This window comes from Roseofilum sp. Guam (genome assembly GCF_017746735.1).
GTDB lineage: Bacteria > Cyanobacteriota > Cyanobacteriia > Cyanobacteriales > Desertifilaceae > Roseofilum > Roseofilum reptotaenium.
The window spans coordinates 1-14,902 of the sequence record NZ_JAGHZN010000056.1 but is presented as its reverse complement, the minus strand read 5'-3'; the positions used below and the strand labels follow the sequence as shown (position 1 = coordinate 14,902).

Sequence of the window (14,902 nt, the reverse complement as noted above, 5' to 3'; positions counted from 1 at the left end):
TATATGTGGAAAAAAATCCAACAAAATTGGGAAGAATGGAGAGGGGTTATTCTGATTGCTCCGAGCATAGCATTAGCAGTTATTGGATTGCGAATGATCGGAGTATTCCAACTGTTAGAATGGGCAGCATTAGACCAGTTTTTCCGCTGGCGACCCATAGAACCGATGGATGAAAGAATTGTAATTGTAGGCATTACCGAATCGGATATTCAGCAAATGAAAAAATGGCCCCTATCCGATCAAGTTTTGACTCAATTAATTGAGAAAATTCAGTCCCAAAATCCTAGGGCGATCGGCTTGGATCTGTATCGAGATTTGCCCGTAGAACCGGGTTATCAGCAGTTTGTGGAGGTCGCTAGAAATACGCCAAACTTAATTGGGATTGCCAAAATTGAGGGCGATCGCCTGGGAGAGTCGGTGGCCTCTTCCCCGGTTTTAGAGGAACTCAATCAAGTTTCAGCAGCCGATTTGATTCTGGATGGTGATGGCAAAATTAGACGGATGTTATTGTCAGTTCGCGATAGTGGCGGTAAAACGTTTTATGGATTGGGGACTCGATTGGCTTTGGATTACCTGCAAGACGAGGGCGTTAAATTAGAGATGCTTGATGCCCACAGGGGTAAGGTAGGCTTGGGAAAAGCTATTTTTAGCCCCCTCCAACCCAATGATGGCGGGTATGTGAATGCAGATACCGGAGGCTATCAGATTATGTTAAATTTTCGCTCTCGGTTTTGTTTGCTTTCCCAGCAGCCTTGTCAATTATTTGAAACAGTAACTCTCAGTGATGTTTTAGACGATCGCCTCCCCCCCGATCTGATGCGCGATCGCATTGTCCTCATTGGTGGAAAAGCAGCAAGTCTCAATGACCGCTTCATTACCCCCTTTGGCTATAGTTTCCAAGAAGGGGGGATTCGTTCCGGGGTTGAACTTCATGCAGATCTGGCCAGTCACATCATTAGCGCAGCTTTAGATGGCCGTCCCCAAATCCAGTTTTGGTCAGAAATTGAAGAAGGACTTTGGATTGGATTTTGGTCAACTTGGGGAGCTATTTTAGGCTGGATTTTCTTGCGTATCCGTTGGAAAATGATCAGCGTGTTTTTCTGTAGTTTTGGCTTAACCTTAATCACGTATGGAGCATTTCTATTGGGTTGGTGGTTACCTGTTTTTCCTCCCCTAGTTGCACTATTCGGGGCAGCCATTTCAATTACAGCTTATATTGGCTTGTTAGAGCGCCACAACCGACAAACCATTATGCATTTATTTGAACGCCACGTCACACCTAAAATTGCCCAAGCTGTTTGGAGAGACCGACACCAACTGCTCAATGAAGGGAAACTAACGGGACGAAAACTGACGGCTACGGTTTTATTTACGGACTTGCAAGGTTTTACGACCATTAGCGAAAGTATAGACCCGGAAACCCTGATGGTTTGGTTAAATCAGTATATGAATGCCATGGTCAATATTGTCTTAAATCATGATGGAGTAGTGGATAAATTTATTGGCGATGCGGTGATGGCGGTTTTTGGGGTTCCTATTCCTAGCACTACTCCAGAGGCGATCGCCCAAGATGCCCAATTAGCGGTACAGTGTGCTGTAGAAATGGGGAAAAAACTGCGATCGCTCAACCGTGCTTGGAAAGCCTCCGGACTCCCGACTGTAGCCATGCGGGTGGGTATCGCTACTGGCGAAGTGGTCGCGGGTTCCCTCGGTTCCGACCAACGGATGAACTATACCACCATTGGCGATAGTGTTAATGTTGCGGCTCGTTTAGAAAGTTATGATAAAACCTTAGATGGCGGCTTATGTCGCATCCTGATTAGTGAAGAAACCTATGAAAAAATCAAGGGGCAATTTCCGACCCAGGCGATCGGATCGGTCTCCCTCAAAGGTCGCACCGCACCCGTTAAAATTTATCAAGTAATCGGTAGTAGGTAAGAGGTAAACCATTTTTCCCTGGAAAAGATTTGTCGGTTGGGTAGAAGCGAAAAAACTTTGTCCCTACTCCCTTCTTCTATTGCCTCTTCCTTACGCCATCGGGTTATTAATACCCACCCAGCGAGTTACGATATTACCCAACGTTGTACATAGTAATTTTGATGGTTGATTATGCATTTAGTGTCTAGAAAATGTTCTTTTCGACTCCGCTCAGGGAACATTTTATTTCTACTTTCCATTTCTCTTTTGGCCCTGTTCTTCAACTTTGCCGTACCCTCTGCACTGGCCCTCCAAGTGCCTCAGCCGGGAGCCAACAATTTTGTTACGAGTGCTGTGAATCAAGTTGGTCCAGCAGTCGTGCGGATTGATACGGAGCGCACCATTGTACGGAATATAGACCCCTTTATGACCGATCCCTTCTTTCAACGGTTTTTTGGTGAAGAGTTTTTTAATACTGCACCCCGTGAAGAACTGCAACGGGGCCAAGGCTCAGGATTTATCATCGACTCGAATGGGATTATTCTGACCAATGCCCATGTCGTTAGTGGTGCAGACCGCGTACAAGTGACTCTCAAAGATGGCCGTTCCTTTGAAGGCAACGTTTTGGGCACCGATCGGGTTACGGACTTAGCCGTCGTGGAAATTGACGACCCCCAAGGGCAATTACCGATGGCTCCCTTGGGAGATTCCGATCGCGTACAAGTCGGAGATTGGGCGATCGCCGTAGGCAACCCCCTAGGCTTAGATAACACCGTCACCCTCGGTATTATCAGCACCCTTAATCGCCCCTCTTCAGAAGTCGGCATTCCCGATAAACGGGTAGACTTTATCCAAACTGATGCCGCGATTAACCCCGGAAATTCCGGCGGCCCCCTGCTCAACGACCAAGGCGAAGTAATTGGAATTAATACCGCTATTCGCGCCAATGCCACCGGAATTGGATTTGCCATTCCGATTAATAAAGCCAAAGCCATTCAAGGACAACTCACGAAAGGAGAAAAAGTCGCCCATCCTTACATTGGCGTGCAAATTATCAACCTTACCCCAGAGTTAGCCAAGGAAAATAATAGCGACCCCAACGCTCCCTTATTTTTGCCCGAAATTGAAGGAGTTTTAGTCATGAAAGTGATTCCAGATACTCCTGCGGCGGATGCGGGTTTACGTCGAGGGGATGTCATCATTGCCATTGATAATCAACCGATTAAAACAGCAGATGAATTGCAGCGCATAGTCGATCAAAGTGGTTTAGGTACGTCCTTATCCATTCAGGTAAAACGGGGCAATCAGACCCGACAATTCCGGGTGAAAACGGCCCAGTTAGAAGAGGTCATGGAGAATTAATCTATTCCTCCTACAATAAATCAACAAGCTCCCTCTTCTGTCGCATTCCGAAAAGCTAAAGCTTTTCGGAATCTTATATCAATTTAAAATTGAAAATTTTAAATTGGTATGGGTTGGAGAAAATTGCCTCTAGCGACGCTAATATCAGGATCTACACTGTGAAAGATTTATTTAGAAATGTCCTAACCATAAAACGTAACACTATAATTCCCAATATGTCTATTCCCTATTCCCTGTCAGCCGCCTCATGGTCCCAGAATGGGAAAAGAGGGAGAGGGGATAAGCACAAAAACCTAGCTTTTTTGAAAAGATGCGCTATACTGTCCCAAACTGTTGACCGATGGTGGAAGTAAGCTGATGTCAGAACAAACCTGTCCCGTTTGTGGTGTCAAGATTCAAAAGATGGTCGGTAGCGATCGGGTTTTGTTTTCCTATGGGCCGCCAGCCACTCGCGATAAATTATGGCAAAAGGTTTGCCAGTATGTACAAAAACCCAGTTGTATTAACCAAGATCAAGCTAATAATCCTGCAAAATAGCTAAGTTAGTCAAATATCTCCTAACGGTTTGCTTCCGATAAAGGTAAACCGGTTCCACCCCGTTGGACTAAGACTAACTCGGCTCCAATACTAATGGCAATTTCTGCTGGTGTTAAGGCTCCAATATCCAATCCAATGGGGGCATAGATCCGATTGAGTTTATCTAAAGGAATGGGATAATCTGCGAGTGCTTTGTGGATTTTGTTCACCCGTTTAACCGATCCAATCATGCCAATATAGCGATGGGGGAGATTGTTCTGTAGCAAACTCGTTAGGGCTTCGAGGTCGTAATCATATCCACGAGTGACCATGGCGATATAAAGGGGATGATGATAGGGCCATTGGTCTAAAAGGGTGGTTATGGAATCGGTGCAAATCGCTAATGCAGAGGGGAAACGCTCAGGATTAGCCCATTGGGGGCGATCGTCTTGAATAACGACTTGAAAGCCTAATAATGTAGTAACTTGAGCGAGTTTTTCCCCCACATGACCTGCACCGATAATCAGGAGTAGGGGAGGGGGTTCAATCAAGTCGATAAATCCTGATTGTGGGGAGGGTTGGGGAGAGTTCAGGCTGAGAAGATGGGGAGAGAAACCGGGAGAAAAGGGGGTAAATAGACGCACCGTATGACCCTGATTGAGCCGATCTAGGATACGGGTGATTAACATGATCGCCGCTTCTCCGGACCATTTAGCCACCCACACCTGCATTTGCCCCCCACAAACCCCCTCGGTAACTCGCTGAACTGCACCGGATAGGTCAATGTTCACCTTCTGCGGATCGCCCGATGTTAAAACGTTCTCCATGGTGCTTAAAACCTTGGCTTCTCCCGCTCCTCCGCCAATGGTATCCAACAGCGTGCCATCGCCACAGAGCGCCATTTTCGCCCCCACTTCCCTCGGTACAGAGCCAGTTGTTTTGATGACTGTGGCGATCGCCACATCCCCGGTTTGCAAAGGCTTGAGTAACTGTTGATAAAATTGCAGTGACATAGCTGGGTGCTGAACTGCCCTTGGATGGTCTCTCTGGATTATATCGCCATTACCCATTACCCATTAATGACTATGATTGAAACTCTGCAAATTAATACCCAACGTCTCCAGAGTTCCTTAGAAGAACTGGCGAAAATTGGTCAAAAGGGCGATCGCAGTATTTGTCGCCTTGCCTTTTCTGACGAAGATCTCCAAGCACGTGCCCTAGTGCGTCAGTGGATGGAAGAAGCAGGCATGAGAGTCCGAGTTGATAGTGCCGGAAACTTGCGCGGAACCTATCCCGGAAAACAGCCCCATCTTCCCGTCTTAGCCACCGGTTCCCATCTCGATACAGTCGTGTCTGGCGGTAAGTTTGACGGAGCATTGGGAGTCCTTGCTGGACTTGAAGTGGTTCGGGTTTTAAATGACCATCAACAACACCTCAATCATCCTCTAGAAGTCATTGTCTTAACTGATGAAGAAAGCACCATGATCGGTTGTAAAGCGATTTCTGGAAGGGCATCTTTAAATCCAGAAGACTATCAAACCAAAGTCAATCTTTCTATCATCAATGCCTTAGCTAAAGTGGGCGGTAATTGGCATACGTTAGCCGAAGCGAAACAAAGCCGCCAAGACATCGCTGCCTTTTTAGAGTTGCATGTCGAACAAGGAGCAGTCCTAGAACAATTGGGTAAACAAATTGGGATTGTTCAAGGGATTGTTGGCCAACAACGCTATATCGTCACCGTTAAAGGTAGAGCTAACCATGCTGGAACTACACCGATGGGAATGCGTAAAGATGCCCTCACTGCTGCCGCTCGAATTGTCCTCGGAGTCGAACACTTAGCCGAATCTGCTCCTGGCGATCCAGTTGCCACGGTAGGCACACTGCAAGTGTTTCCCAATGCCCCTAATATTATTCCCAGCTTAGTTAAAATGACTGTCGATATTCGAGATTTGAATCAGCAAAGCCTCGACGGTTTAGTCGCTGACTTAACAACCCAATTAGAACAAATTTCGACGGCGACAGGAACTCAAATTACCATCGAACCCCTGCTGAACGTTCAAGCGACTCTCGCCTCTGCCAAAATTCAACAGCAGATCGCCAGCGTGTGCCAAGATTTAGGATTAAGCCATCTTTCCCTCCCTAGTCGCGCGAGTCATGATGCCCAAGAATTGGGACGCTGTACAGATATGGGGATGATTTTCGTGCCTTCTCAAGGGGGAATTAGCCATTCCGGAGAGGAGTATACTGGCGATCGCGATTGTCTGCAAGGAGCAAGGGTTTTATTGCATACTTTACTAAAATTGGATCAAGAATATTAGACATCTCCTAAAATTCTTATTGATCTCAAAGCAATGCGAAAGCAGCTTCCGAAGTTTCTGGAATTAGTGCTATAGCAGTGCAAAGGATAGTTAGGACATCTTCTGTTGCCTATTGCCTTCTCCACTTTGTAGCCACAAGGGGCGATCGCCCCATAAGATCGGTTACTATTCAGGAACGCGAACTTCTATCACACTGCCATTGAAGTTATACGTAAACCCTTCCAACTCTACAGGTGTGCCAATTTTGAGCTTACTATTGCCCAACACTACACCGCTATCAGTAATTTGGGCATTTCCAGTCAGAGTCATTAACATATCGAGGGAAAAACGACTCTGTTCTCTGGGATCTTCTAAGGCTTTGGCACTACCATCCGGTTGAGGAATAATAACCGGACGTTCTAAGCGTTCTACGGATTTAACGGTTACGCTTCCATAGGGTTGATTGCGGATAACAATATTGGTTGTCTGGCTTTCTTGGAATTCCTGAATCAAGGCTTCTGGACTGCGTACACTTAACCCCCGAACAATAACATCGACTTCTACGGGTTTGGTGACTACTCCCACTTGGGCAACCGATCCAGAGGTTCCTGGATAGAAGAAAATGCCGAATAAGACTAGGCCGATGACGACGAGCGCGCCGAGATCGAGAATGGAGAATTTGCCAAATAACCGACCTTTTGAATCTAACAGTGCCATAGTGGGGATAGAAAGAAAACGGGATAATCTTGGCTCAGGATAGCATGGGCTAGGCAAAAGGTAATAGGTAATAGAGGATGAACTTTTGCTCAAGGGAGTGCCGGAGAATTAGAGGGTATTGTATAACGGAGGCAACTCCTGTAAGGTTTGATGCATATAGGCATCAAGTTCGGCGATCGCTGTTTCTTTTGCTGATTCCGATACAAATGAACTCAGAAAGGAGTTTTTCGCCAATTGATATAAGTCCTGTTGACTCAAGTTTAGGGCTTCATAGATAGCCATGAAGTTTTCTTGCACATAGCCCCCAAAGTAGGCTGGATCGTCCGAGTTAACGGTTACTCGTAAGCCGGCATCTAGTAATTGTTTGATGGGATGTTGCTCGAGGGTTTCAAAGACACCCAGCTCAATATTGGAGAGGGGACAAACCGTGAGGGGAATTTGCTGTTCTTTGAGCCATGCCATCAGTTTAGGGTCTTCTGGCGATCGCACTCCATGGTCAATGCGGGAGACTTTGAGTGAGTTGATCGCTTCCCAGATATACTCAGGAGGTCCTTCTTCTCCTGCATGAGCAACAGTCAACAACCCATGCGCTCTGGCGCGATCGAAAACAGCAGTAAACTTAGAAGGGGGATGACCTCGTTCTGAAGAATCTAAACCCACCCCAACGATCCAATCTTGGTAAGGGAGTGCGTCTACTAGGGTTTTCATTGCATCTTCAGCGCTCAGATGACGTAAAAAACACAGAATTAGACCGGAAGATATGCCCAGTTGACTTTGACCATCGACCAAGGCTTGATGAATACCAGCGATCGCAACTTCAAAAGGAATTCCCCGCTGGGTATGGGTTTGAGGGTCAAAGAAAATTTCCGTATGGCGTATGGTTTGCTTGTCGGCCCGTTGTAGATAAGCCCAGGTGAGGTCATAAAAGTCTTGCTCAGTACAGAGGACATTGGCTCCTGCATAGTAGAGATCCAGAAATGATTGTAAATCTTGGAATTGATAGGCCTGATGGGCAGCTTCTATGGAATCATAGGGAAGGGTCATCTGGTGGCGATCGGCTAAGGCAAACATTAATTCCGGTTCCAAAGATCCTTCAATATGAATATGTAATTCTGCTTTCGGTAACTCTCGAATCCAATCATTAATCACGATCAATACTCCTCTGTTATTCAGTAAGCATAGATACTAAAAACTCAATGGGTCAATGAGAGATTTTATCTATTCCATATTTTAGCAAATTGATCTGGATTTTGTCCGCTTAGATACATCCCAGTGATTTCGTCAATATCATCCATGATTTTTATCGAGTATTTCTATAGAGATCCTAGGGATTTTACAACAGATCTGAAACGGATAATGATATAATTACCTTTAATATTTTATGATCGTTTTTTTAGAAATCAAAAATGGACTTTGAGTTTCAGTTTGCCATTATCAGTGATTTACATATTGCCCTACCCCATACCATTTGGGATCATCCTAAGCGCTTCCATCTGGTGGAAATCAGTATTCCAGCCTTAGAGTTAGCCCTCGATCATCTCAGTCAATTGGATCTGGATTTTTTGCTCTTGCCAGGGGATTTAACTCAACATGGAGAGCCAGAAAATCATCAATGGTTAAAAGAGTGCCTTTCCCGGCTGCCCTATCCAGTTTATGTGATTCCAGGCAATCATGATATCCCGACTCAGTGGGGCAATGAAACCTCAATTAGTCGTGCTAAGTTTCCCACCTATTATCATCAATTTGGATATCACCAATCTCGACAAACCGATTATACCTGTGAACTCTTACCAGGTGTGCGTCTCATTGCTTTAGATTCTAATGAATTTGATGAAGACGGGAAACAATTCGGCTATGGGTATCTGAATGAAGCCCAGTTTGAATGGTTAGAGGATATTTTAGCAACTACGAGTGAACCCTTACGTTTGGTGATGATTCATCATAATGTGATTGAACATTTACCGGATCAGCGCACTCATTGTTTAGGCCAACGCTATATGTTAAAAAATGGGCCGCGCTTAATTAATGTATTGCAGGAATCAGGTATCAATTTAATGTTTACTGGTCATTTGCATGTTCAGGATATTGCCCAACAGGGTAATTTATATGAAATTACTACCGGATCTTTAGTGAGTTATCCCCATGCTTATCGAACCTTAAAAGTTACCTCACAAGCTGAGGGAAAAACGAGACTGGAGATTCAATCCCATCAGATAAAAACCCTTCCCGGTTGGGAGAATTTAGGCGAATTTTCACGGGAATGGATGGGAGAGCGATCGCACCCATTTATGATGCGTCTGTTAACCGGAGATCCTTGCAACTTAACGGAGGAAGACGCACAGCAATGGGTGGGTTCTCTGCGCTATTTTTGGGCAGATATTGCCCAAGGAGATACCCAGTTTCACTTTCCTCATTTTCCGGGAGATCTGCGAACCTACTTTGAGAGCTTTAGCGCCAAGCCTGATTTAGGGGATAATCACAGAGCGATCGAATTTTGAGAGTGTTTGATCGGATATAGCGCTTTGTGCTAGGGAATAGGGAATGGGGAATAGCTTGTATGGCTGAGGTTCTAAGGCTTCAAGCTGTACCTCAGAGAAGAGAGAAACGCTATGAGACATTTTCTGTCACTCTTGGAAATTCTGACGTTTCATGTCCGCGAAGCGGAAAGTTCCGTCATTACAGCCTGCGATCGCGAAGCGATGCGGAGCATTATCGCTAACGAAAGAATCAGGGTTTCACCCCCCTTTTTTGGAAAGTGACAGCAGAGGGTTATATCAAATCCCAAAAATCACGCTACACATCAATCATCTGTGTCAATCATCTAACGATTTGATATTAGCTGTCCCTTGCGACATAAAAGAAAGACGGTTGATATTCAGTCAACCGTCTTAAGAATTAGCTAAAAATAGCAAGGTTCAGGCTTAAGCCATAGGTTAGAGGGGTTTGCTCCTAGTCCGTAGCCTTGGTTAACACTGGAGTCTGTTGATCCTCAGATTGAATGGTCACTTGTCCAGACTCATCCACGTCAACAACGGCTGTAGACCCTTCACCCACTCGACCAGAGAGGAGTTCTTCCGCTAAGGTGTCTTCCAATAGGCGCATAATGGCTCGACGCAGAGGACGCGCACCGTAGGCGGGATTATACCCTTCTTCAATCAACCGGTCTTTGAATTTATCGGTGACTTGCAGGGTAATGTCTTTTTCGGTTAAGCGCTTGAAGACATCCTTGAGCAAGATTTCGGCAATTTCTTTGACTTCTTCCTTGTTCAACTGACGGAAGACGATGATTTCATCTAACCGGTTGAGGAACTCAGGACGGAAGTAGGCTTTGAGTTCTTCGTTAACTAAGGAACGGATGCGGTTATATTGGGCATCTTCGGCGTTGTCGTCGAACTCGAACCCAAGTCCACCGCCACCTTTTTCAATCACCTTAGACCCAATGTTACTGGTCATGATCAAGAGGGTGTTCTTGAAGTCTACGGTGCGTCCTTTGGCATCGGTTAAACGACCATCTTCTAAGATTTGCAGCAGCATGTTGAAGATGTCGGGGTGTGCCTTTTCAATTTCATCGAAGAGAACGACAGTATAGGGACGACGGCGAACGGCTTCCGTGAGTTGTCCCCCTTCGTTGTATCCGACATATCCGGGAGGAGAACCGATCAGCTTGCTGACGGTGTGCCGTTCCATGTATTCGGACATATCAAGACGAATCATAGCTTCTTCAGAACCGAAGAAGTAGGAAGCCAGAGCTTTGGTTAACTCGGTTTTTCCAACCCCAGTGGGCCCGGAGAAGATGAAGCTGGCAATGGGTCGGTTGGGGTTTTTCAGACCAACACGGGCGCGTCTGATGGCGCGGGAGACGGCTTTGACGGCATCTTCTTGACCGATAATCCGAGTATGGAGAGTGTCTTCCATATGTAGGAGTTTTTCGGATTCGGTTTCGGTGAGTTTGTTGACGGGAACTCCAGTCCAGGAGGCGACGATATGGGCGATGTCTTCTTCGGTAACGATGGGGTCATCGCTGACTGAGCCTTCGTCTTTGCCTTTGCTGGCAATGGTGCGAATTTGGGATTTGAGTTCCATTTCGCGATCGCGTAATTCCCCAGCTCTATCAAAGTCTTGGGAGCGTACCGCATCATCTTTTTGCTTGAGAACACCGCGTAGTTCGCGATCGAGTTCTTTGGCTGCTGGGGGCAGTTTTGAGTTAATTAAGCGTACCCGCGATCCGGCTTCATCAATCAAGTCAATGGCTTTATCGGGGAGGTAGCGGTCAGAAATATAGCGATCGCTCAATTTAGCGGCTGCATCCAAAGATTCATCCGAAATTTTCAACTTGTGGTGCTGTTCGTACCGCTCGCGCAGCCCGTGTAAGATCTCGATGGTTTCTTCCACAGAAGGCTCACCCACCATCACCGGTTGAAAACGCCGCTCTAGGGCAGCATCCCGCTCGATGTGTTTGCGGTATTCATCTAAGGTTGTGGCTCCAATACATTGAAGCTCGCCCCGAGCGAGGGCAGGTTTGAGGATATTGGCGGCATCGATCGCCCCTTCAGCCGCTCCTGCACCAATGAGAGTATGGACTTCATCAATCACCAGGATGACATTGGCTGCTGAACGAATTTCATCCATGATTTTCTTCAGCCGCTCTTCAAACTCTCCTCGGTACTTGGTTCCCGCCACCAGCAGACCGATATCGAGGGTAACGACGCGCTTATCTTCCAGGATATCCGGGACATCACCATGGGAGATCCGTTGAGCCAACCCTTCGGCGATCGCTGTTTTCCCAACCCCCGGTTCACCGATCAGTACCGGGTTATTTTTAGTCCGCCGACCCAAGATTTGGATCACCCGTTCAATTTCCGTTTGCCGACCGACCACCGGATCGAGTTTTCCTTCAGCGGCCAATTGGGTTAAATTCGACCCAAACTCATCTAACGTTGGGGTCTTATTCGAGGAACGTCCACCTACCGCCGAAACTTCAGCCGTTTCACCGAGCATCCGAATGACCTGAGTGCGAACCTTAGACAGATCCACGCCCAAATTCTCTAAGACACGGGCAGCTACCCCTTCTCCTTCGCGAATTAAGCCCAAAAGTAGATGCTCTGTGCCAATATAGTTATGTCCCAATTGACGAGCCTCTTCTAGGGATAGCTCTAGAACCCGTTTGGCTCTGGGTGTAAATGGAATTTCTACAGCGACAAATCCCGAACCCCGACCGATGATCTTTTCTACCTCAATCCGGGCATCCTTAAGATTGACCCCCATGGATTTCAGGACTTTTGCGGCCACTCCCGTCCCCTCCCCAATCAAACCGAGAAGGATTTGTTCTGTGCCCACGAAGTTGTGACCCAGGCGGCGGGCTTCCTCCTGAGCTAACATGATCACCTTAATGGCTTTTTCTGTGAAGCGTTCAAACATGGCGTTTTCCCATCATCTGCTGCTTTTTGGTAAGCTGATTCTAACATAGGAAAATCGTTAGGTTATTGTGCGGTCAGTAACAGAATTTAGGCCGGTTTTCCGCCCTTCTCCGGAAAATAGGGATGGGGAGATGGGGAGATAAGCGGATGGAAGGGATGGGGAGATCACTGATTAGTAATGGGTAATCCGTAATCTGTTTTTACTCTCTACAATCCGGGCAAATCCTCAATCACGCGGGTTGACTGTATTCGGATCGATGCCCATGGCTTGCAAGCGATCTTCTAGTTCTCGTAATTTAGCTTCAGCAGCATTAGCGCGATCGCGCTCCTGTTCGGCTAGCTCTTGAGAGAGCACAATCAAATTCCCCTCGGCATCAAAGAACCGTAACCAAGGAGCCTTTTCCTTCGTTAACGTTCCATCCCAAACGCCTAACCACAATTCCAAACTCTGACACCATAACCATCCCCGTTCGTCAGGAACAATTTCCTCATAGCGGCCATTACTGTTCAAATGCCATCCTTGCAAAGACTGTCGATTGAAGGGATTATAAACAAAATAATCTCGTGTTTTAAAGGTTTGCTCATAGATCTTTTTTTTCGGGCCGGTATCCTCACTGGCTGTTGAGGGGGACATAAGTTCAACAATTACATCTGGATAACGCCCTTCTTCTTCCCAAACCACCCAACCTTGACGCTCTTTTGTGCCATCCACATTTAAGGTCACAAAAAAATCTGGCCCTCTAAAATCGCGATCGCGGGCTTGGCGACTACTGTAGTAAACAAACATATTTCCACCGGTAAAATAGTCATCGCGTCCCTGATAAACTTGGTGGATCGCTTCAATCAAGACATTCATGGCGATGCGATGGCGATTGCTTTCCAATGTCTCTCCGTCATCAAAAATTAAATCAGTAGGGGGTAAGGGAGGAGTCCATTCCTGCTCGGTTTCAGTTTCTAAAGTTTGGGTCAGTGCAACAGACATGGCTCACCTCTGGAATCATGAACTATTGAGTTTCATTATATAGCCTTCGTTCGCCCCTACAGATTGAGGAGTGATATTGATGATAAATTTTTTTAAAACGGTCATCTTTTTTGTGAGAACACAGTCTATTGCTATAGAAAGGGACCTAAGCTGGTGTGTATCTGACGAGGTAACTTTGGTACAGCAACAGGATTGGGCCACCAGTTAACCCAGAGGGGAAACAATGACAACAGAAAATCAAAAAACTTACAAAATTTTGGCACTCGATGGTGGTGGCTTCCGGGGGGTAATGACGGCGCAGATCCTGGTCGCCGTTGAAGAGGAGATTAAGAAGAAGTACAGTTGTGCTCTCCATGAATATTTTGACTTGGTTACTGGAACATCGACAGGCTCCATCCTCGCGACTGGCATTGCCCTGGGAAAGTCGGCCACAGATATGCTGAAGTTGTACAAAGACAATGGCGATCGCATCTTTCCTCGCTGGCAACGCATCCGACGTAGATTTAGAGGATTACTGACTAGTGCAGGGCTTTATAATAGTAAGAAAGGCTTAGGGCCGGTGCTCAAAGACAAATTTGGACAACTGGCGATCAACCGCCTTTCGGATGAGATACCCGACGCGCCAGTTCTGCTGATTCCAGCCTATAATCTGACGGAAAGATACACAACTTGGTTTTGTAGCAATGCTCCCAAAAATAGCCCGTTATGGTTCGACGAGATCCCAATCTGGCAAATCTGCACTTGTTCTTCCTCTGCACCTACTTTTTTCCCACCGTTTCATTTATCCGGTCAAGGTCGCCGAATAACTAGGAAGGGTACGATAGATCCGATTAATTATAATTATTTCTTTACTGACGGTGGTATTGCAGTTAATAACCCAGCTTTAATTGGCATTGCCCACGCTTTACTCGCGCCCTACCACGAAAATGTTAGCGCCGAAAAAACGGCTGTTACCTTGAGGGATATAGCTGTGCTGTCTATTGGTACGGGCAGACCGAATGAGTCTTTTGATGGCGAGAAAGTGGGCAGATGGGGAGCAGTAAAATGGGTTCAACAGTTACCCGATTTATTTATGCCAGCCCCTAATGAAGTGAATGCTTCCGTTTGTACACAGGTGATTCGTCATGGAGACGACAAGCAAGCCGAGCGGGTGTTGCGTTTGGATTATGCACTACCTAGTCGGGAACAATATCAAACCGATCCAGAATACGAGCACCTCAGAAAAGACCCCATTTTTTCTCATGTATTCCCAAGCGATCTCGATAAACTCTTCCTGGGGAAACCGAAATTTGGTGATATCGACGATCCTCAACTTTTTGCCGCCTATAAAAAGTTCGCTCAGTATTATCTCGACGGAAATCTGCGTGAGAAGGATTTGACTCGTACACGCATAAAAATAGAAAAAGATATGGCTCCGAAGAAAGCGATCGCTAACTTTATTGAGTACAACAAGTACTAACCTAATCCTCCTGCCCATCCTACTCGACTGTTTCATCTAAAATAGGGCTTTGTTTGTAGTAAGCACGAAGAGTGCTTAAAAGCCTAGCTGGAGAGGGATAAATCCCTCACTACAAACCAAATCTAATGCAGCATTTTAGGTGAAACAGTCCACTACTGGCGTGGCAAGCTTAAAATAGTTCATTAGGAAATCGCTATGATTGTTGAAATTAGAGAATTTAAGCAAAATCCTATTG

Annotated in this window: 12 protein-coding genes; 7 read left to right on the top strand and 5 right to left on the bottom strand. The window is 46.2% G+C overall.

Features of this window, described 5'->3' with window-relative positions; translation table 11 throughout:
• Positions 1-3 precede the first annotated feature (3 nt).
• The 3 genes from J7529_RS19795 to J7529_RS19785 all read left to right on the top strand — a co-directional run bounded on the left by J7529_RS19795 (position 4) and on the right by J7529_RS19785 (position 3,816).
• Positions 4-1,938, top strand: coding sequence for an adenylate/guanylate cyclase domain-containing protein (locus J7529_RS19795; RefSeq protein WP_318730399.1), 1,935 nt, complete (start codon positions 4-6; stop codon positions 1,936-1,938).
• A 171-nt stretch (positions 1,939-2,109) separates the two neighbouring features.
• Entirely contained in the window at positions 2,110-3,279 is a 1,170-nt protein-coding gene (locus J7529_RS19790) for an HhoA/HhoB/HtrA family serine endopeptidase (RefSeq protein ID WP_318730398.1), read from the top strand.
• A 357-nt stretch (positions 3,280-3,636) separates the two neighbouring features.
• Positions 3,637-3,816 carry a hypothetical protein gene (locus J7529_RS19785; protein ID WP_271938315.1) on the top strand — a complete coding sequence of 60 codons (180 nt, stop codon included), beginning with the start codon at positions 3,637-3,639 and terminating at the stop codon, positions 3,814-3,816.
• Positions 3,817-3,836: 20 nt separating this feature from the next.
• On the opposite strand, the gene J7529_RS19780 is transcribed toward J7529_RS19785, so the two are convergent.
• Positions 3,837-4,808, bottom strand: coding sequence for an XdhC family protein (locus J7529_RS19780; protein WP_318730397.1), 972 nt, complete (start codon positions 4,806-4,808; stop codon positions 3,837-3,839).
• Positions 4,809-4,832: 24 nt separating this feature from the next.
• Between J7529_RS19780 and J7529_RS19775 the strand changes: the two genes are divergently transcribed.
• On the top strand, positions 4,833-6,113 hold the full coding sequence (locus J7529_RS19775; RefSeq protein WP_318730396.1) for a Zn-dependent hydrolase: 1,281 nt from the start codon (positions 4,833-4,835) through the stop codon (positions 6,111-6,113).
• A 165-nt stretch (positions 6,114-6,278) separates the two neighbouring features.
• Here the strand turns inward: J7529_RS19775 and J7529_RS19770 are convergent, their stop codons facing one another.
• Together J7529_RS19770 and J7529_RS19765 are read right to left on the bottom strand one after the other, a co-directional pair.
• On the bottom strand, positions 6,279-6,809 hold the full coding sequence (locus J7529_RS19770; RefSeq protein ID WP_318730395.1) for a DUF4330 domain-containing protein: 531 nt from the start codon (positions 6,807-6,809) through the stop codon (positions 6,279-6,281).
• Positions 6,810-6,917: 108 nt separating this feature from the next.
• Positions 6,918-7,955 (bottom strand): adenosine deaminase, encoded by a 1,038-nt coding sequence (locus J7529_RS19765; protein WP_413038938.1) that lies wholly within the window; start codon positions 7,953-7,955, stop codon positions 6,918-6,920.
• Positions 7,956-8,215: 260 nt separating this feature from the next.
• Between J7529_RS19765 and J7529_RS19760 the strand changes: the two genes are divergently transcribed.
• Positions 8,216-9,307 (top strand): metallophosphoesterase, encoded by a 1,092-nt coding sequence (locus tag J7529_RS19760; protein ID WP_318730393.1) that lies wholly within the window; start codon positions 8,216-8,218, stop codon positions 9,305-9,307.
• Positions 9,308-9,418: 111 nt separating this feature from the next.
• Positions 9,419-9,568 (top strand): hypothetical protein, encoded by a 150-nt coding sequence (locus J7529_RS19755; protein ID WP_318730392.1) that lies wholly within the window; start codon positions 9,419-9,421, stop codon positions 9,566-9,568.
• Between the two features lie 190 nt (positions 9,569-9,758).
• Here J7529_RS19755 and J7529_RS19750 read toward each other — a convergent pair whose 3' ends face one another.
• Both J7529_RS19750 and J7529_RS19745 read right to left on the bottom strand, forming a co-directional pair.
• Positions 9,759-12,227: an ATP-dependent Clp protease ATP-binding subunit gene (locus tag J7529_RS19750; RefSeq protein ID WP_271938325.1), complete on the bottom strand. Its 2,469-nt coding sequence runs from the start codon at positions 12,225-12,227 to the stop codon at positions 9,759-9,761.
• A 225-nt stretch (positions 12,228-12,452) separates the two neighbouring features.
• A complete protein-coding gene (locus J7529_RS19745) occupies positions 12,453-13,208 on the bottom strand; it encodes a Uma2 family endonuclease (RefSeq protein WP_318730391.1) in 756 nt (251 codons plus the stop codon).
• A gap of 223 nt (positions 13,209-13,431) precedes the next feature.
• Here J7529_RS19745 and J7529_RS19740 point away from each other — a divergent pair, with 223 nt between their 5' ends.
• Positions 13,432-14,667 carry a patatin-like phospholipase family protein gene (locus tag J7529_RS19740; RefSeq protein ID WP_318730390.1) on the top strand — a complete coding sequence of 412 codons (1,236 nt, stop codon included), beginning with the start codon at positions 13,432-13,434 and terminating at the stop codon, positions 14,665-14,667.
• Positions 14,668-14,902: the final 235 nt, after the last annotated feature.